Source organism: Aeromonas sp. DNP9 (genome assembly GCF_001728955.1).
In the GTDB taxonomy this organism is placed as follows: domain Bacteria; phylum Pseudomonadota; class Gammaproteobacteria; order Enterobacterales; family Aeromonadaceae; genus Aeromonas; species Aeromonas veronii.
Genome location: NZ_LYSQ01000001.1, coordinates 131958 through 151423, shown reverse-complemented (window position 1 = coordinate 151423; position 19466 = coordinate 131958). Strand labels below are relative to the sequence as shown.

Here is a 19466-nt window from a genome sequence, read left to right as displayed (position 1 = left end):
GCAACCTATGTCAGATCCACTTACTTCCTCAGCACTTGGCTCTTCAACACAGGGCCCGTTTCGGCTGGAGCGGCACGGCCCGCTGGCCGAGCTGGTGCTGTCGCGCCCGGCCCGCCACAACGCCTTTGATGCCGACCTGATGCTGGGGCTGCTCGACTGCCTCGATGATCTGGCCCATCTCCATGGTCATGATCTTGCCGAACGCCCCCACGCCCTGCTGCTGCGGGCCGAAGGCAAACACTTTTGCGCGGGCGCCGATCTCAACTGGATGCGCAATCTGGCCCACGCCGATTTTGAGCACAATCGCGAAGATGCCCGGGTACTGGCCCGGCTGATGCAGACCCTCGACGAGCTCCCCTTCCCCACGGTGGCGCTGGTGCAAGGGGCCGCCTACGGCGGGGCGCTGGGGCTCATCTGCGCCTGCGATCTGGTGCTGGCCAGCGATGATGCGCGCTTCTGCCTCTCAGAGGTAAGCCTCGGGCTAGTGCCTGCGGTTATAAGCCCCTACGTGGTACGCGCCATGGGAATGCGTCAGGCACGCCGCTACATGCTCAGTGCCGAGCCGTTCGATGCCATCACCGCCTGTCGGCTCAATGTGGCACACCAACTCTGCAAACCGGATCAACTGCTGGCGGAGGGACGGGCGCAGGCCCTTCGTCTGTGCCGCAACGGGCCGGAGGCGATGAAAGAGACCAAACGACTGCTGGCGGCGATAGAGGCCCATCCCTCTCGCCTTCATGAAGAGAGAACCGTCGAGACCATTGCCCGGGTTCGGGTGGGGCTCGAAGCCCAGGAGGGAATGCAGGCCTTCTTCGACAAACGTCCTCCCGCCTGGCGTCCCCGTTTCAAGGATGAGACATGACCCACCACACTCAGATTAAACGCCTGCTGATCGCCAATCGCGGCGAAATCGCCGTGCGCATCATCAAGACGGCGAAACGCCTCGGCATTCACACCATCGCGATCTACTCAGATGCCGACGCCCAAGCTATGCACACCCGTCTGGCCGATGAGGCCTGGCATCTGGGGCCCGCACCGGCCAGAGAGAGCTATCTGGACACCGGCAAGGTGCTGAAGATTGCCAAAGAGGCGCGTGCCGATGCCATCCATCCCGGTTACGGCTTTCTGTCGGAAAACAGCGATTTTGCCACCGCCTGCGAACAGCGCGGCCTGCGCTTTGTCGGCCCAAGCGGCGCCGCCATTCTCGCCATGGGCGACAAATCGGGCGCCAAGGCGCTGATGCAGGCTGCCGGCGTACCTGTGCTGCCCGGCTATCACGGCACGGATCAGCGGCCGGACTTCTTGCGCGATCAGGCGAGCCAGATTGACTTCCCGCTACTTATCAAGGCGGCCAGTGGCGGCGGTGGCAAGGGGATGCGTAGGGTCGATCAGCTGGCCGACTTTGACGAGTCGCTGGCGGCAGTCAAACGGGAAGCCAAGGCCGCCTTTGGTGACGATCTGGTACTGCTCGAGCGCTATCTGCCCCAGGCTCGCCACGTGGAAGTACAGGTCTTTGCCGATAGCCTCGGCAACGCCATCTATCTGGGGGACAGGGACTGCTCCTTGCAGCGACGCCATCAGAAGGTGATCGAAGAGGCACCCGCCCCCGACATCCCTCCGGCTCTGCGCCGCGCCATGGGGGAGGCAGCCGTGGCCGCAGCCAAGGCCATCCATTATCAGGGGGCTGGCACCATCGAGTTCCTGCTCTGCAAGGATGAGTTCTTCTTTATGGAGATGAACACCCGGCTGCAGGTGGAGCATCCGGTCACCGAAGCGGTGACCGGGCAGGATCTGGTTGCCTGGCAGCTGGCCGTGGCAGAAGGCAAGCCGCTACCACTCACCCAGGAGGAAGTGGTGCTGCGCGGCCATGCAGTGGAGGCTCGCCTCTACGCCGAGGATGTGGCGGCCGGTTTTCTGCCCGCCAGCGGCCCCATCAATTGGCTGCAGTGGCCGGATGGCGTACGCATCGACACCGGCGTTACCGTTGGCGATGAGGTCAGCCCCTATTACGATCCTATGATCGCCAAGCTGATCGCCCACGGCCAGAACCGCGCCGAGGCGTTCGCCCAACTGGCCGATGCGCTGGCTGCGCTGGATCTCGGCCCACTGGTGCATAACGGAGCGCTGCTGCTGCGCCTGTGTGAAGAGCCTGACGTCTTGACCATGCGCCACCATACCCAGTGGCTCATCCCCACCACAGCGCAGCCCATTCCTGAACTCGCCTGGCCGCTCGCCACCCTCTGGTTGGCGAGCCGCCCTGCCGGCACCTCCCCCTGGCAGCAAGCCTGCGGATTTCGACTGGGGCCGGATCGCTGCTGGACGGCGGCGGTACGGATCGGTGATGAGCGCCGGGTATTGACCCTTAACGATCATGACGGCCAGTTTGAGTGGCAAGGGGAGACCCGTTGCTACCAGAGAGGTGACGATCATATCCGGCTACAACAGGGTGGCTGCTGGCAGCAGATCCCCATTCAGACGGTCGCAGGCTCGGAGGCAACCTTCATCATGATCCTAGGGGGCCAGCGCATCCGTTTCACTGCTGATGATCAGCAGCACAGCCACCACCATGATCAGGCAAACGAGAAGGCACAAGGCGCCATCGCCCCCATGCACGGCATCGTGGTGGCCGTAATGGTCGAACCCGGCCAAACGGTCAGCAAGGGGCAACCCCTGCTGGTGCTGGAGGCGATGAAGATGGAACACCAACTGCGTGCAGAGCGGGACGGGGTAATTGAAGCCCTGCAGTGCAAACAGGGCGAGCAGGTAAGCCAGGGAACTGTGCTGGTGCGCTTTGCCGAAGAGATAGCTTCACAGGAGGATCACCCATGAACCGATCACAGGACGTCCGTGACGACAGGGTCAGTTTGGTGGAGATGGGGCCGCGAGATGGCCTGCAAAATGAAGCTGCGCCCCTCTCCCTGGTACAGCGGCTGGAGCTGATCCAGCGCCTTACCGACAGCGGCCTGCAACGCATCGAGGTGGGTGCCTTTGTCTCTGCCAAAAAAGTTCCGCAGATGGCGGACTCCGCAGCGCTGTTCGAGGCACTGCCGCGCAAGGGCTCAACCCGTTACAGCGCTCTGGTGCCCAATCTGCAAGGCTTGCAGGCAGCCATTGCCGCCCGAGCCGACGAGATTGGCCTCTTCACCGCCTGCTCCGATGGCTTTACCCGGGCCAATATCGGCATCAGCGTGGAGGAGTCGCTGGTGCGCTTCGCCCCGCTGGTGCAGGAGGCGCGACGCCTCGGCATCAAGGTGCGCGGCTACCTCTCCACCGTCATCGCCTGCCCGTTCGATGGCCCGACCCGCCCGAAACGGGTCGCCGCCATGGCCGAACAGTTGCTGGATCTCGGCTGCCACGAAATTTCGCTGGGAGACACCATAGGCGTCGGCACTCCGGGCACGGTGGCGCCCATGCTGGATGCGGTGCTGCACGAGATCCCGGCGGGGCGGCTCGCGGTCCATTTTCACGACACCTACGGTCAAGGCTTGGCCAACCTGCTACCCGCGCTGGAGCGTGGCATTCGCACCATCGACTGCTCGGTGGCGGGGCTTGGCGGCTGCCCCTATGCGCCGGGCGCCTCCGGCAATGTGGCGTCAGAAGAGGTAGTCTACCTGCTACACGGCCTTGGCATGACGACCGGGGTGGATCTCGACAAACTGGCGGCCACCGGCCAGTGGGTGAGCGAGCAGCTCGGCCGTCCCAACGGCTCGCGGGTCGGTCAGGCCCTGCACGCCAATGCCGAGCGGCTGCGCGCCCGCCTCTGCCAGCCACACGCCCAGCAACAGGAGTCATGACCATGCCCCGTTCCCTGCCCGGCAAGGAGATCACCTACAGCATTTCGGAGCTGGCCCAAGAGTTCGATGTCACGCCGCGCACCATCCGCTACTACGAGGATGAGGGGCTGCTCACCCCGCTGCGGGAGGGGCAAACCCGCATCTACAGCCATCGGGACAAGATCCGGCTCAAGTTGACCCTGCGCGGCAAACGGCTGGGGTTTAGCCTGGCCGAGATCCGCGAGCTGTTCGATATGTACGACACTGACAAATCGAGCAAAACCCAGCTCCACTCCATGATCCAGCTGATCGAGACAAAACGCGGCGTGCTGCGCCAACAACTGGAGGATATCCAGATGGTGATGGCCGAGCTGGAGGCCGCCGAACAGCGCTGTGTTAATTCCCTTAACAGCTTGAAAACTGGCGCAGATTAACCGAATCTGGGAACAAGCTATTGCCCTGGGGATCCCATGAGATATTGGTGCTGGTTTTTGCTCTTGTTCAGCCTCTCTGGCTGGAGCCATCCCCTCATCAAGGTTGGCGGATACCCCTATGCCCCCTTTGTGGTCAAACTCTCCGATTCCCGCTATGAAGGGCTGACGCTGGACCTCATCGCCAAGCTAAACGAGATCCAGCAAGAGGTAAGATTCGTGTTTGTTCCCACCTCGGCCGCCAACCGTTACAAGGCGCTCGATCTGGGCCGTTTCTCGCTGATGCTGTTTGAAGACACCAAGTGGGGCTGGGACACAGATAAATTCAAGATAACAGCCCCCTTTCTCGGTGGTGGTGAGGTCTATGTGGCCCTGAACAAAACGGGCCGGGATCAGCGCTTTTTCGATGACCCCTCTCGGCATCATCTTATCGGGGTGACCGGCTACCACTACGGCGTCGGCCAGTTCAATGCTGATCCCCTCTACCTGCAGCGCAAGCTCAATATCACCCTGGTCAAGGACAACATCAGCGCCCTGCAAGCCCTGCTCAAAGGGCGTGGCGAGGTAGCCATTCTCAACGTTTCCTACCTTAACCAGTATCTGCTGGCCCATCCCGACACCGCCGACCAGCTGCTGATCTCGCAAAAATGGGATCAACAGTATCAACACCGCGCCATCCTTCACCCTGAGGCTCCCATTACCCCTGCCCAGCTGGAACAGTGGCTGGCAGCGCTGCAAAAAAAGGGGGAACTGGATCGCCTTTGGACAAAGTACGGCGTACAACAGCACGCAACCCCATGATTACTATCCAGCTTTTCTGTACCATGGCGGGAACCGAATGGGAGTGCACCAAATGAACACCACCGAGCCCGCGTCCCCCAAGCTCCGCTTGCTGCGCTACCTTGCCTACGCTTTCCTGCTGTTTCTTATCCTGATCACTCTGCTGCTGTGGCAAACCCCCCGTTTGATCCAGCGCTATCTGCCCGGCTGGCTGGCCGAGCACTATGGCCTGCAACTGACGCTGGGGGAGATTGACGTAGGGCTGCGCAACCCTTCTATCTCCCTCGGCGCGACTGCCCTGCTCGATGCCAAGCAGCAGACCATCATCGGTTTTGAACAGCTTTTTATCACCCCAAACCTGCAAGCCAGCTGGCAGCAGAAAGGGGTCGTGCTTTCCGCCGTCACCCTGACCAAACCCGTGGTGCAGCTGCAACGGCTGGCAGACAAAAAGGGGGATGTTCGACTCAATCTGACCGATGCGCTGGCGACCCTGCTCACCCCTGCGCCCGCCCCCGAGCCCGAGACAGCAAGCGCCCCGCTACTGGTCGACATCGCCAGCGTCAATGTCACTGACGGGCATGTGCGCTATCAGGATCAGCGCAAGGAGAGCGAACCCGGCTGGTTGCCGCCTCTCAATCTGGAGAAAGTGACCCTCAAGCTCGATAACCTGCGCACCGAGGCAAATCACCCGACCGCCTATCAGCTGAACGCCGCCATCAACGGCAAAAGCAGCCTCGCTGCCCACGGCAAACTCGATGTGATGAGCGGCATGGGTCAGGGCAAAGCGAGCCTCAAACAGGTCGACCTGAAACCCTTCGCCCCGCTCTGGGCCCCCTATCTCAAGCTGGATCTGGCCAAGGGCCACGCCAATGCAGAGGTGGAGTACCAGCTTAAAGAGAGCAAGCAAGGGGTACTGTGGCAATTGTCCAAAGGCAAGCTGACGCTGGACAACTGGCAGCTTAAAAAACACAAGGGCGACGAATTTGCCCGCTTCGGCCAGTTGGCCCTTAGCGATCTGGCTGTCGATGGCCAGAAACAGTCGCTCCAGATCGGCAAGGTCACTCTGCAACAGCCCCTGCTCAAGGCCACCCTCAACCCACAGCAGGAGCTGGATCTGGCTGACTTGCTGATTGAACAGGCCCCCGCCAAGCCCGTCAAAGGAGCCCACGCCGCAAACGAGGTGGCCAACAATGCGGCGCCCAAGTCGGCACAGCAAGCAAAGGCAGCCGGTAACGGCAAGAAACACGAGGCAGACAAACCCTGGCAGTGGCAGATCAGGCAGATCGCCATCGACAAGGGCGATCTCACTCTCACCGAATCGAGCAGCGGCAAACCGCAGGCACGCCAGCTCTCCGGCCTCAAGCTGGCGTTGGGGCCACTGGGCAGCAAGGGGGAGCAACCGAGCAAACTGACTCTGGCCACCCAGTTCAACCAGAGCAGCCCCCTCGCCTTTGATGGCCAACTGACCCTGACTCCTTTCACCTTAAGCGGCGACATCAACCAGCAGGGGCTGCCCCTGACGCTGGCACAGCCCTATCTGGCCGATCTGGTACGCATCAAGGTGCAAAACGGGCTGCTGAGCAGCAAGACCCGCCTTGATCTCGCCACCACAACCCAGGGAGATCTGAGCAAGCTGACCCTGCAAGGGGGGCTCGATATCAACGGGCTCAAAGTAGTCGATCGGGCAGACAATCAGCGGCTGCTGGAGTTCAACACCCTGGCTCTCACCGGTCTGGCGTATGACGGCATCAGCCAGCAGATGCGGATCAAGGAGATTGCCCTCAACAAGCCCTTCGCCCGCATCGAGATCAACGAGGATGGCACCACCAACCTGCAACAGCTGCTGTTGCCGCAACCGGCGGCAACCAAAGGTACTCACGCGACGGCAGGCAGCAAGGCTCCCGACTTTCGTTTCACCATCGATCAGCTGCGCACCGAGCAGGGCAACCTGCGCTTTGCTGATCGCAGTCTGAGTCAGGATTTTGTGGCCGATATCGCCTCGCTGGGCGGCCAAAGTCGCCATATCAGCAATATTCCGGGGCAACGCTCCGATCTCGCCTTCAACGGCAAGGTGGATCGCTATGCGCCGGTGACCATTCGCGGCGGTACCAACCTGCTGGTGGCCAACCCGATCCTCGACATCGCGGTCGCTTTCCACAATCTGGAGCTCACCACCTTCACCCCCTATTCGGGCACCTATGCCGGTTATGCCATCGACAAGGGGCAGCTCTCCATGAAGCTGCACTACAAGCTGGAGGGCAATCGGCTGGAGGGGGATAACGACATCACCATCAAGAAGCTGCAACTGGGCGAGAAGATCAAGAGCGATCAGGCCAAGGATCTGCCGCTGGGGCTAGCCATCGCCCTGCTAAGCGATGCCAACGGGGTGATACAGATGAACCTCAAGGTGAAGGGGGATCTCGATCAACCGGACTTCAGCATCGGCAATATCTTCTGGGATGTGCTGGGCAACACCCTGAGCAAGGCGATCACCTCCCCCTTCTCCCTGCTCGCCTCGCTGGCCGATGGCACCGAAGATCTCGACGAACTTCCCTTCCTGCCGGGGGATCCCGATCTCACCCCCACTCAGCAGGAGAAACTGGTCAAGCTGGCGCAGGCCCTCAAGGATAGACCCAAGCTCAGCATGAACATTCGCGGCAAGGTCAACTTCAACGAGGAGCGCCCCATCCTGCAACGGCAAAAGCTGGAGCGGGTACTGGCCAAGCTCACCGGCAATCAGGCGGATCTCGACCTGCTGGAACAGGACCCCGCCCTGCAAGAGGCGCTGGCCCAGGCCTATGAAGAGCGCTTTGGCGAAGATCTGGAAGATCTGGCCGATCGCCTCCATCTGGATGAAGAGAGCGCGGCACTGAGGGCACAGGCGGTGATCCTGCTGCGGGATCAGCAGCTCATCACTGCCAAATCCCTGCGCAATCTCGCCATGCGCCGGGCGCAAAATACCAAGGAGTTTCTGGTCGACAGCCAGGGGATCGCCCCGGAGCGGCTGTTCGTGCTCGACAGCCAGGTCAAGGAAGAGGACAAGGAAGCCAAAGTGATCCTGACACTGGATCAGTAAGGCCGCCGCACTGCGCAAAAGCGTAAGAAAAATACAACCCTTCAACTATTTTGACACCTTTTGCTCACCAAACAGCCTGTCTTGGTGAGCATTTGGCCGCTGATGTAAATAATCACGTAGTTTTTTTACGATTTATCCCCCTTGCCCCCTTGCGGGCGCGCCACAGCCTGCCTAAAATCGCGCGTCTTTTGTTAACCCCACCTCTATTTTTGGAGAACGCCACGTGAGCGAAAAATTGGCCAACCCTGCCCCTCTGGGTCTGATGGGTTTCGGTATGACCACCATCCTGCTGAACATCCATAACGCAGGTTTCTTCCCCATCAGCGCCATGATCCTGGCCATGGGCCTGTGCTACGGCGGCATCGCCCAGATCATCGCTGGCATCATGGAATACAAGCGTGGCAACACCTTCGGTGTGACCGCGTTCACCTCCTACGGCCTGTTCTGGCTGAGCCTGGTGTTCCTGCTGATCATGCCGACCATGGGTCTGGCCGAAGCCACTCCGCACGCCTACATGGGTTGGTATCTGCTGATGTGGGGCATGTTCACCCTGTTCATGCTGGTTGGCACCATCAACTACCCGCGCGCCAAGCAGTTCGTGTTCGCCTCCCTGACCGTGCTGTTCTTCCTGCTGGCCGCCCGTGACTTCACCGGCAGCACCCTGATCGGTACCATCGCCGGTTTCGAAGGCATCATCTGTGGCGCCAGCGCCATCTACCTGGCTATGGCCACCGTGATCAACGAGCAGTTCGGCCGCACCGTGATGCCGATCGGCGATCACAAGAAAGCCGCCGCCGTACAGCTGAAAGCCGCTGCCTGATAGGCAAGCCACTCAGATTGTGAAAAAGGCACCCTCGGGTGCCTTTTTGCTATCTCGAATAACCGTTCAACAGATCGATTATCAGTCAAGTGACTCGACGTCCACCTCCCCCGCCAGCAAGCGAGTCGCGGGGAAACGCAGTGCGGGATCCTGGCTAAAGAACTGGCTCAGTTGCCGGTATACCGCGGGATAGACCTGCTGCAGCCGCAGCGGATCGGTAAAGAAACACTCGCAGCTGACGGCAAAAAATTCGGCGGGATGTTCAGCAGCATAGGGATCGATATCGGTCACTTCGTCCCGGTCGAGCTGCTGGCACAACTCGTCGAAAGCGCTCTGAAAGGCCTGCTGCCAGAGCTGGCTGCTCATCTGCCCCGGCAACGGCGGCGCGCCGTCCGCCTCACCGCCCAGCATATCGAGCTTGTGAGCCAGCTCGTGGATCACCAGATTAAAGCCGTCCCAGTCGCCATCCTGCTGCAGTTCGCTCCAGGCCAGTACCAGCGGCCCTTGTGGCCAGGATTCACCGGCGTTCTCCTCTTCAAACTCGCTCACCAACCCGAACTCATCCTGTACTTCCTGGCGCCGGGTCACGGGCTCGGGAATGATGATGATTTCGTGAAAGCCGCGATACCAGTCAGCCCCAAGATGCAAGATGGGCAGCGCCGCCTGCAGCGCCAGCACCGCCTGTTGGCGTGGGCTGAGCTCTACCCCGATCAGGGTCAGGGTCTTGCGCTTGAGTAGCTGTTGCCCCAAGCCGATAAGCGTCGTCTGCTCGGTGTCGCTGAGCCCTTGCAAGATGGGCACAGCCGCCAGCGCCTGACGCCACAGCGCCAACTCATCCTCACTCATGGACGTTTGCGGGCGACCACCCAGCCATTTGAACCATCCCAGCACGCCTACTCCTTCTTTTGATGCAAACAACAGGTCACAGCAGTTTGACGAACCGTTTCGGCCGCTCCTGATAATCCTGCGCCAGATAGAAACGGTGGGCCGCCTCGCGCTTGAGACTGCTGGATAGCTCCAGCTGGGCGCAACCTGCGGCCCGCGCCATCGCTTCAGCGCCCTTGAGCAAGGCTGCACCCACTCCCGCCCCTCTTGCCCCTTCATCGACAACCAGCGCCGAGATCAGGCCCCAAGCTGGTGCAACATGCAGCGGTGCCAGCTTGTGCCACACCAGCACGCCGACCACCTTGTCGCCCTGGGAGGCGAGCAGCACAACGCTCACGGGATCCGGCGCAAACAGGCGCGCCGTCACGTCAGCGCCTTCGGCAGGATACCCCAATTGAGTGAACAGGTGGGCGATGGCGCTCCCGTCGTCGGCCTCGGGGGGACGGATCGTCAACGTCTCAGGGTCATTTTTCATTGTTGGCCTCATGTTTGCTTTCCATTGTGTTACGCCCGTCACATTGTCTGGCGCAGATCAACAAGGAGGATCTCATCTTTACTCATAGAAAACGCTGCCTGCCATTATCCCCCCACCCTTGTCAATTCACAAATTTGCAACAAGACAACATTTTTCGCTGGGAAGCACCGATACAACTCGATATGTTACAAGCCATGCATGGCGCGTGTTTGCGCTCTGCTTAACCCCTCAACCTCGCGCTCATTTGTTAACTGGATTGTTAACAAACAGGGCCGAAAACAGTGACAGAGAGCGAGGCCAAGATCTCGCCAAGACAGCGCCACAAACACAACAAAGGAGTTGTTGTACATGAATGAAATCGTCAATGCCATCAATGGTGTAATCTGGAGCCCTGCGCTCATCTACCTGTGTCTGGGGGTCGGTCTTTACTTCTCCCTGCGCACCCGTTTTTTGCAACTGCGTCATATCAAAGAGATGGTGCGCCTGATGTTTGATGGCAAGAGCACCGATGCCGGTGTCTCCTCCTTCCAGGCGCTGGCCATGACCCTGGCCGGTCGTGTGGGTACCGGTAACATCGCCGGTGTGGCCACCGCCATCACCTTCGGTGGCCCGGGCGCCCTGTTCTGGATGTGGATGGTCGCCTTCCTCGGCGCCAGCTCTGCCTTCGTGGAGTCCACCCTGGGTCAGGTTTACAAAGAGAAGATCAACGGTGAATACCGCGGCGGCCCGGCCTTCTATATCGAGAAAGGGCTTGGCATGAAGTGGTACGCCTGGACCTTCGCCATCGCTACCGTCTTCGCCTGCGGCGTGCTGCTGCCGGGGGTGCAGGCCAACTCCATCGGCTCAAGCCTGCAGACCGCCTTTAATATCGATCCGAACGTCACTGCCGCCGGTCTGGCGCTGCTGCTCGGCTTTATTATCTTCGGCGGCGTCAAGCGTATCGCCAGCTTCGCCAGTACCGTGGTGCCCTTTATGGCGCTGGGCTATATCATCGTGGCTTGCGTCATCATCGCCCTCAATATCGGCCAGCTGCCGGGCGTGATCCTGCTGATCTGGAAGAGCGCCTTCGGCCTGGATGCCGGTTTCGGTGCCATTCTGGGCCTGGCCATCATGTGGGGGGTAAAACGCGGGGTCTACTCCAACGAAGCGGGTCAGGGTACCGGGCCGCACGCCTCCTCTGCGGCGGCAGTGAGTCACCCGGCCAAGCAGGGTCTGGTGCAGGCGTTCTCCGTCTATATCGACACCCTGTTCGTCTGCTCCGCCACCGGCTTTATGCTGCTGATCACCGGCCTCTATAACGTACAAGGGCCGGACGGCGCCGCTATCTACACGGGTATTGCCGGTATCGCAGCAGGCCCGGGCTATGTGCAGACCGCCATGGAGAGCATGATGCCGGGCTTTGGCAGCATTTTCGTGGCCATCGCGCTGTTCTTCTTCGCGTTCACCACCATCGTTGCCTACTACTACATCGCCGAAACCAACATCGCCTACATCAACCGCAAGATTAATCGCCCTTGGCTCACCTTCTTGCTGAAGATTGCGCTGATGGCTGCCACCGTCTACGGCACCGTCAAGACGGCAGATCTGGCCTGGGGCATGGGTGATATCGGGGTCGGCCTGATGGCATGGCTCAACATCATCGCCATTCTGCTGCTGCAAAAAACCGCCTTCACCTGTCTGAAGGATTATGAAGCGCAGCAGGCACAAGGGATTGACCCCGTATTCCACCCGGAGAAGCTCGGCATCAAGAACGCCGATTACTGGGTGGGCAAGCGCTCCGAAGAGAACCTGGAACTGGAGAAATCTGGCCATCAGTTCGAGCCGGATCAGGATCGCAAGACCTCCTGAACCAGAACGACATAAGACATCAATAAAAATGGCAGCCTATGCTGCCATTTCTTTTCCTGTCACCTCATCTCAGAGCGGATTGCGGCGCGGCCCGAAGGGCAGCCGCCAGCGAAACAGGCTGTTAAGGGTGGCTCGCCACTGATTGGGTCGCCCCAGGATCTGCTTTTGTAGCCGAGTCTCTTCCTTCAGCATCGCCTCGTCACTGCGGGCCCAGGCCTGGCTGTAGAGCTGCTTGATCCCCGCCAGTGCATCCGGCGACTTGGTGATAAGGGTGCGGGCAAACTCTCGCGCCTCCACCAGCGGATCGGCGCAGACCCGGCTCACCATCCCGAGAGCTTTGGCCTCGACGGCATCCAGTTCACGCCCGCTCATGGCCAGCTCTATGGCGGTATCCAGCCCCATCAGGTTGCGCATGGTAACGCTGCCGCTCATGTCGGGGATGATGCCCCACTTGATCTCCATCACCGAGAAGCGGCAATCGGGGGTGCTGAAGCGAAAATCGGCGCCGAGCGCAATCTGCAAGCCACCGCCAAAACAGACTCCCTGGGTGACTGCAATAACCGGCACAGGCAGCTGGTGCCAACCATAAGCAACCCGCTGGGCCAGATTGGTCGCTTCGTCCGCTTCACGCTTGAGGATCTCGAGCGCCGCTACCGGCTGTCTCAGCATGGATTTCACATCCAGCCCGGCGCAGAAGGCTCGCCCCTCGCCATGCAGGATCACCGCCCGCAGCCCCTTGTGCCGGGCGAGCTGCGTCAGCGTCTCGTCGATGGCGCTGAACATGGCTCTGTCCAGTGCATTGAGTTTATCCCCCCGCGTCAGCATCACTTCGGCAATCCCGTCGTGGATCTCGCACTTGATCCTTGGTTTTTCCATCTCCCTTGTCCTCTCCTTGATCCCTGAAACTGACCCACTGGTCATACCACCACGTTATCAGAGTGTGAACAGGCGGTACAGCTGAGACTAAAGTCGGCTGGTCGCCTCCCCCTCCCTTTGTCACACTGGGAGCAGCATGAGTGCCGCAAGCCAGCAGAGGACGCTGTCATGTCAACCCTGTTCAATTTTGCCAGACCACCGTTCGACCGACTGGGCGAGGAGGCGCGCGAGCGGCTATCCCGTCACCTCTCGCTCTGCTATTTTCGGGCCGGGGATCTGCTGCTCAAGGAGGGGGACCAGCCTCCCGGCCTCTATCTCATCATCAAGGGGGCGGTGGAAGAGTCTGCCCCTCACCACCAGTTTGGTGATTACGGGGTCGATGACCTGTTCGATGTGCGCGCCCAGTTTGATGGCAGCTGCCGCCACCGCTTCACCGCGCTGGAAGATAGCCTCTGCCAGCTCATTCCTCGCCACACCTTTCTGGCGCTCTGTGAGCAGGATCCGCAGTTTGCCAGCTACTTCACCGCCAATCTGGCCGAACGCCAGCGCCAGCAGGAACAACGCGAACAGCTGGGTCAGAAGAATCTGGCGGAATTTATCCTGACCCGCATCGAACCCGGCCACCTGCAGGCACCGCTTATCGTCGACAGCAAGCTCTCACTGCTGGCGGCGACCGAAGCCATGGTGAGCAAGGGAACCGATTGCCTGCTCTACCCGGCCCACGACGGCTCCCTCACGCTGGCAACCCGCAAGACCTTGCTCCATGCCCTGACCCTCAAGGGATTGCCGCTGACGGCCCCCCTCTCTGTGCTGACTCCCACGCCCTTGATTGGTCTGCCGCTGGAGAGCTATCTGTTTGATGCCCTGCTGCTGATGACACGCCATCGCATCAAGCGACTGGTGGTGTGGCGTGGCAACGAGGTGGCGGGCATCTTGCAACTGACTCAGGTGCTGGGGCTCTTCTCGACCCACTCCCACGTACTGACCCTGCGCATCGCCCGCGCCGACAGCCTGCCGGCACTGGAGGCGGTGGCCCGCGAGCAGCAACAATTGACCCGATCCCTGTTTAACCAGGGGATCCACACCGCCTTTTTGATGAAACTGATCGCCACCATCAACGAACACCTGATCGCCAAAGCCTTTGCGCTGGTGCTCCCCCCCGAGGTGCAGAATAAGGTTTGCCTGCTGATACTGGGCTCGGAGGGGCGCGGTGAGCAGATCCTCAAAACCGATCAGGACAACGCCCTGATCCTGCCAGAGGGGCTGGCATGGCCCACCCAGGCAGCCGATCTGGCCGAATTCAGCGCCCTGCTGGAGCGCCTCGGCTACCCGCTGTGCCCCGGGCAGGTAATGGTGAACAATCCGGCCTGGGTAAAAACAGGCGATGAGTGGCAAAGCGCCATTGCCAGCGCCTGCACCACGGCCAGTGAGGAGGAGCTGCTCTGGCTCGCCACCCTGGCCGATGCTCACCCCATCGCGGGGGATCGACAGCTCCATCTGCCGGTTGCCAGAGCGCTGCGCGAGCAGTTGGCGGACAGACGGGACCTGCTGGCGGAGATGGTGCGACCGGCAGTGGCCTTTCATGCCCCCCTCACCCTGTTTGGCCGGCTGGAGCAGCCACCGGAAGGGCTGGATCTGAAGCGGGGCGGCTTGTTCCCGCTGGTGCACGGTATCCGCATGCTGGCACTTGAGGCAGGCATTCTGGAGACTTCAACCCTGGGACGCATCGATGCGCTGGTGGCCGCTGAGCGGCTCAGCGCCGACTATGGCAGCAATCTGGCGGAGGCGTTCCGGCTCTTTATCCGGCTTAGGCTGCGCAGCCAGCTCAAGGGGGGCAATAGTCGGGTGCAGACAAGCGAGCTCAGCCACAGCGAGCGGGATCTGTTGCGTCAGGCGCTGCATCAGGTTAAGAAGTTCCAGCAGTGGCTCACCTTGCACTTTCGTCTGAGACAATAGCCATGTTGAGCCGCGTTCGACGCTACTGGTATGGCCGTGCGTTCCGAACTGGCGAGTTCGCGCAGCTCTTTGCCACCCCACCGGAAGATGAACGGATCGCTCTCGATTTCGAGACCACCAGTCTCGATCCCGAGCAGGCCGAGATCGTCTCCATCGGGGCGGTGCGCATTCAGGGCAACAGGCTGCTGACTGGCGAGGCCCTCGCCATCAAGGTGCTGCCACCGGCCAGCCTGACCAGCCAATCTGTGGTGATCCACGGTCTGCGCCATCAGGATCTGCAACAGGGGATGGAGCTGGAAGCCGCGCTGCGCCTGCTACTCGACTTTACCGGCCCCCGTGAACTGGTGGGCTATCACATCGCCTACGACCTACGCATTCTCAATCTCGCCTGCCAGAAATTGTGGGGATTGACCCTGCCCCAGCGAGGGATCGAGGTGAGCCAGCTCTATCACGACCACCTCTATCGCCGCTATCCCGATGCGGCCATTGACCTCCACTTGAGTGCCATCTGCAGCCACCTTGAACTGCCATCCCTGCCCGCCCACGACGCCCTTGCCGATGCCACCACGGCCGCGCTCATCTACCTGCGCCTGACCTGCGGCTCGCCACTGGCTTATCCCAAAGTCTAATTGTCGGCAGATAACATTTAATTCACATTTTGCTTACATGGGCAGATCCCCTGCTCGTCGGGGTTACCCCATCCACCGCTGACACTCATGTCATGGAGAACTGCAATGGAACAGCAAAGCTATCTGAGGATCCAGCAAGATCCCAACTTCCAGGAGCTGGTCGCCAAGCGCCAGCGTTTTGCCTGGGCCCTCTCGGCTCTGATGCTGGGACTCTACCTGGCGTTTATTCTACTCATCGCCTTTGCCCCCGGTTGGCTGGGCACCCCGCTCAGCGACAGCACCACCGTCACCCGTGGCATTCCGGTCGGGGTGGGACTGATCCTCTCCTCCTTCGTGTTGACCGGCATCTATGTGTTTCGGGCCAACGGCGAGTTTGACGAGCTGAATCAGAAGATCCTCAAGGGAGTGCAGTCATGAGCGCAAAAAGCATGAAAGGCAAGTGGCTGCTGTTGGCCTCACTGGCCTCCTCCCCCCTGCTGGCAGCGGATGCGCTGACCGGCGAGGTACAACGCCAACCCCTCAATGTGTCGGCCATCGTGATGTTCGTGGTCTTTGTAGCCGCCACCTTGTTCATCACCTACTGGGCCTCCAAGCGCAACCGCTCGGCTTCCGACTACTATGCGGCCGGTGGCCGTATCACCGGCTTCCAGAACGGTCTGGCAATCGCCGGTGACTATATGTCCGCCGCCTCCTTCCTCGGGATCTCCGCGCTGGTCTACACCTCCGGTTATGACGGCCTCATCTACTCCATCGGCTTTCTGGTGGGCTGGCCCATCATTCTGTTCCTGATCGCCGAGCGGCTGCGCAACCTCGGCAAATACACCTTCGCCGATGTCGCCTCCTATCGTCTCAAGCAGACTGAAGTGCGTACCCTCTCCGCCTGTGGTTCGCTGGTGGTGGTCGCCCTCTACCTGATCGCCCAGATGGTCGGTGCCGGCAAACTGATCGAGCTGCTGTTTGGCCTGCAATACCATGTGGCCGTGGTGCTGGTCGGTATCCTGATGGTGCTCTACGTGCTGTTTGGCGGCATGCTGGCCACTACCTGGGTGCAGATCATCAAGGCAGTGATGCTGCTCTCTGGTGCGTCCTTCATGGCCATCATGGTCATGAAATCGGTCAACTTCGATATCGGTGCCCTGTTTAGCGAAGCGGTCAAGGTGCACGAGAAAGGGATCGCCATCATGAGCCCCGGTGGCCTGGTTGCTGACCCCATCTCCGCCATCTCGCTGGGTCTGGCATTGATGTTCGGTACCGCCGGTCTGCCTCATATCCTGATGCGTTTCTTCACCGTGAGTGACGCCAAAGAGGCGCGTAAATCGGTGTTCTACGCCACCGGCTTTATCGGCTACTTCTACATCCTCACCTTCATCATCGGCTTTGGCGCCATCTTGCTGGTGAGCACCAACCCTGCCTTCAAGGATGCCACCGGCGCCCTGCTGGGCGGCACCAACATGGCGGCAGTCCATCTGGCCAATGCGGTCGGTGGCAGCCTGTTCCTCGGCTTCATCTCCGCCGTGGCATTTGCCACCATTCTGGCGGTAGTTGCCGGATTGACCCTGGCCGGAGCCTCTGCGGTCTCCCATGACCTCTATGCCAGCGTGTTGAAGAAGGGCAAGGCTAACGAGACCGATGAACTGCGCGTCTCCAAAATGACGACTCTGGTGCTGGGCGTGGTTGCCATTGGTCTGGGGATCCTGTTCGAGAAGCAGAACATCGCCTTCATGGTGGGTCTGGCCTTCTCCATCGCCGCCAGCTGCAACTTCCCGGTGCTGTTCCTCTCCATGTTCTGGTCACGCCTGACCACCCGTGGCGCAGTCTACGGTGGCTGGCTGGGATTGGCGAGCGCAGTGACCCTGATGATCCTGGGCCCGACCGTGTGGGTGAAAGTGTTGGGCCATGCCCAGGCTATCTTCCCCTACGAATACCCTGCCCTCTTCTCCATGGGGTTGGCCTTCGTCGGGATCTGGTTCTTCTCCATCACCGACAGCTCCCAAAACGCCGCCGACGAGCATGCCAAGTTCCTGCCGCAGTTCGTTCGCTCCCAAACCGGGCTGGGTGCCTCTGGCGCCACTTCCCACTAACGGGCAGCCATCACGCAAAAGCCGGCTTCATGCCGGCTTTTTTTATTGCCCATCAATCGGCTGCACGCCCCGCTTGCCCCGATCAAGATCACACTTCTCGCTAAAACTTTCGGGGGATCTGTGCCATAATGCGCGCCATTTGACAGACCAATCGGGACACATACCTTGTTAAGTAGCAACAACATCACCATGCAGTTCGGCGCCAAGCCGCTGTTTGAGAACATCAACGTCAAGTTTGGCGGCGGCAACCGCTATGGCCTTATCGGCGCCAACGGCTGTGGCAAGTCCACCTTTATGAAGATCCTCGGTGGTGATCTGGAGCCCACTGGCGGTAATGTGAGCCTGGACGTCAACGAGCGCATCGGTAAGCTGCGTCAGGATCAGTTCGCCTACGAAGAGATGCGCGTACTGGACGTGGTCATGATGGGCCACACCGAGCTGTGGGCAGCCATCGCCGAGCGCGATGCCATCTACGCCAACCTCGAAGCCACCGACGAAGACTATATGAAGGCCGCCGAGCTGGAAGGTCTGGTCGCCGAATATGACGGCTACACCGCTGAAGCGCGTGCAGGCGAGCTGCTGCTGGGTGTCGGCATTCCCCTTGAGCAGCACAACGGCCCGATGAGCGAAGTGGCCCCAGGCTGGAAACTGCGGGTGCTGCTGGCACAGGCGCTGTTCTCCAACCCTGACATCCTGCTGCTGGACGAACCGACCAACAACCTGGATATCAACACCATTCGCTGGCTGGAGCAGGTGCTCAACGAACGTGAAAGCACCATGATCATCATCTCTCACGACCGTCACTTCCTGAACTCTGTCTGTACCCACATGGCGGATCTGGACTACGGCGAGCTGCGCGTTTACCCGGGCAACTACGACGACTACATGCTGGCCGCCACCCAGGCGCGCGAGCGTCTGCTGGCCGACAACGCCAAGAAGAAGGCCCAGATTGCCGATCTGCAATCCTTCGTCTCCCGTTTCAGCGCCAACGCCTCCAAGTCCCGTCAGGCGACCTCCCGTCTCAAGCAGATCGACAAGATCAAGATTGAGGACGTCAAGGTCTCCAGCCGCCAGAACCCCTTCATCCGCTTCGAGCAGGACAAAAAGCTCTATCGCAACATCCTGGAAGTGGAAGGTGTATCCAAGGGTTATGGCGACGGTCCCCTGTTCAAGGGCCTCAACATGATGATGGAAGTGGGCGAGAAGGTCGCCATTCTGGGTACCAACGGTATCGGTAAATCCACTCTGATCAAGACCCTTGTCGGCGCACTGGCACCGGATACCGGCACCATCAAGTGGTCCGAGAACGCCCAGATCGGTTACTACGCTCAGGATCACGCCGAAGACTTCGACACTGATCTCAACGTGTTCGACTGGATGGCCCAGTGGAAACAGGAGAACGAAGACGAGCAGGCTGTACGCTCCATACTGGGCCGTCTGCTCTTCTCCCAGGACGACATCAAGAAGCCGGTCAAGGTGCTCTCCGGTGGTGAACAGGGTCGCATGCTGTTCGGCAAGCTGATGATGCAGCGCCCCAATATCCTGATCATGGATGAGCCGACCAACCACCTGGACATGGAATCCATCGAATCCTTGAACATGGCACTGGAGCTCTACCAGGGGACCCTGATCTTCGTCTCCCACGACCGCGAATTCGTCTCCTCTCTGGCGACCCGCATCCTGGAGCTGACTGAAGATGGCATCCGCGACTTCGGCGGCACCTACGAGGATTACCTGCGCACCCAGGGCGTGGTCTAATCCCACTCCTGCGCAAGTGCGCATGCAAAACCGGCACTCATGTGCCGGTTTTTTTATATCCCGTATTTAGACGACTGA

The 19466-nt window shown here is 60.4% G+C and carries 16 protein-coding genes; 13 read left to right on the top strand and 3 right to left on the bottom strand.

Going from position 1 to position 19466, the window contains the following annotated elements; genetic code table 11:
- Positions 1–7: 7 nt before the first annotated feature.
- The 7 genes from A9G06_RS00630 (at position 8) to A9G06_RS00600 (ending at position 8880) form a co-directional block, all read left to right on the top strand.
- A complete protein-coding gene (locus tag A9G06_RS00630) occupies positions 8–862 on the top strand; it encodes an enoyl-CoA hydratase-related protein (RefSeq protein ID WP_069553932.1) in 855 nt (284 codons plus the stop codon).
- On the top strand, positions 859–2829 hold the full coding sequence (locus A9G06_RS00625) for a biotin carboxylase N-terminal domain-containing protein (protein WP_069553931.1): 1971 nt from the start codon (positions 859–861) through the stop codon (positions 2827–2829). Before A9G06_RS00630 ends, A9G06_RS00625 begins: the two co-directional genes overlap by 4 nt.
- A complete protein-coding gene (locus tag A9G06_RS00620; RefSeq protein ID WP_069553930.1) occupies positions 2826–3794 on the top strand; it encodes a hydroxymethylglutaryl-CoA lyase in 969 nt (322 codons plus the stop codon). Before A9G06_RS00625 ends, A9G06_RS00620 begins: the two co-directional genes overlap by 4 nt.
- A gap of 2 nt (positions 3795–3796) precedes the next feature.
- Positions 3797–4207: a MerR family DNA-binding transcriptional regulator gene (locus A9G06_RS00615; protein ID WP_069553929.1), complete on the top strand. Its 411-nt coding sequence runs from the start codon at positions 3797–3799 to the stop codon at positions 4205–4207.
- A 36-nt stretch (positions 4208–4243) separates the two neighbouring features.
- Complete coding sequence (locus A9G06_RS00610; RefSeq protein WP_069553928.1) at positions 4244–5005, top strand: ABC transporter substrate-binding protein; 762 nt, start codon at positions 4244–4246, stop codon at positions 5003–5005.
- Between the two features lie 52 nt (positions 5006–5057).
- Positions 5058–8060 carry a DUF748 domain-containing protein gene (locus tag A9G06_RS00605; protein ID WP_069553927.1) on the top strand — a complete coding sequence of 1001 codons (3003 nt, stop codon included), beginning with the start codon at positions 5058–5060 and terminating at the stop codon, positions 8058–8060.
- A gap of 223 nt (positions 8061–8283) precedes the next feature.
- Positions 8284–8880, top strand: a complete 597-nt coding sequence (locus A9G06_RS00600; RefSeq protein WP_005336948.1) for a GPR1/FUN34/YaaH family transporter — start codon at positions 8284–8286, stop codon at positions 8878–8880.
- Between the two features lie 81 nt (positions 8881–8961).
- On the opposite strand, the gene A9G06_RS00595 is transcribed toward A9G06_RS00600, so the two are convergent.
- Both A9G06_RS00595 and A9G06_RS00590 read right to left on the bottom strand, forming a co-directional pair.
- The gene (locus A9G06_RS00595; RefSeq protein WP_069553999.1) at positions 8962–9726 is read right to left on the bottom strand and encodes a zinc-dependent peptidase; all 765 of its coding nucleotides are present in this window, start codon (positions 9724–9726) and stop codon (positions 8962–8964) included.
- Between the two features lie 76 nt (positions 9727–9802).
- A complete protein-coding gene (locus A9G06_RS00590) occupies positions 9803–10240 on the bottom strand; it encodes a GNAT family N-acetyltransferase (RefSeq protein WP_069553926.1) in 438 nt (145 codons plus the stop codon).
- A 348-nt stretch (positions 10241–10588) separates the two neighbouring features.
- Here A9G06_RS00590 and A9G06_RS00585 point away from each other — a divergent pair, with 348 nt between their 5' ends.
- Positions 10589–12088: a sodium:alanine symporter family protein gene (locus A9G06_RS00585; protein WP_005336959.1), complete on the top strand. Its 1500-nt coding sequence runs from the start codon at positions 10589–10591 to the stop codon at positions 12086–12088.
- 69 nt (positions 12089–12157) lie between these two features.
- Here the strand turns inward: A9G06_RS00585 and A9G06_RS00580 are convergent, their stop codons facing one another.
- Entirely contained in the window at positions 12158–12964 is an 807-nt protein-coding gene (locus A9G06_RS00580; RefSeq protein WP_069553925.1) for a crotonase/enoyl-CoA hydratase family protein, read from the bottom strand.
- 168 nt (positions 12965–13132) lie between these two features.
- Between A9G06_RS00580 and A9G06_RS00575 the strand changes: the two genes are divergently transcribed.
- The 5 genes from A9G06_RS00575 (at position 13133) to A9G06_RS00555 (ending at position 19388) form a co-directional block, all read left to right on the top strand.
- Positions 13133–14920 carry a putative nucleotidyltransferase substrate binding domain-containing protein gene (locus tag A9G06_RS00575; RefSeq protein WP_069553924.1) on the top strand — a complete coding sequence of 596 codons (1788 nt, stop codon included), beginning with the start codon at positions 13133–13135 and terminating at the stop codon, positions 14918–14920.
- A gap of 2 nt (positions 14921–14922) precedes the next feature.
- Complete coding sequence (locus tag A9G06_RS00570) at positions 14923–15549, top strand: 3'-5' exonuclease (RefSeq protein ID WP_069553923.1); 627 nt, start codon at positions 14923–14925, stop codon at positions 15547–15549.
- A 105-nt stretch (positions 15550–15654) separates the two neighbouring features.
- Positions 15655–15966, top strand: a complete 312-nt coding sequence (locus tag A9G06_RS00565) for a DUF485 domain-containing protein (RefSeq protein WP_005336970.1) — start codon at positions 15655–15657, stop codon at positions 15964–15966.
- 11 nt (positions 15967–15977) lie between these two features.
- On the top strand, positions 15978–17630 hold the full coding sequence (locus A9G06_RS00560; RefSeq protein WP_069553998.1) for a cation acetate symporter: 1653 nt from the start codon (positions 15978–15980) through the stop codon (positions 17628–17630).
- A 165-nt stretch (positions 17631–17795) separates the two neighbouring features.
- Positions 17796–19388, top strand: a complete 1593-nt coding sequence (locus A9G06_RS00555) for an ABC-F family ATPase (protein ID WP_069553922.1) — start codon at positions 17796–17798, stop codon at positions 19386–19388.
- Positions 19389–19466 lie beyond the last annotated feature (78 nt).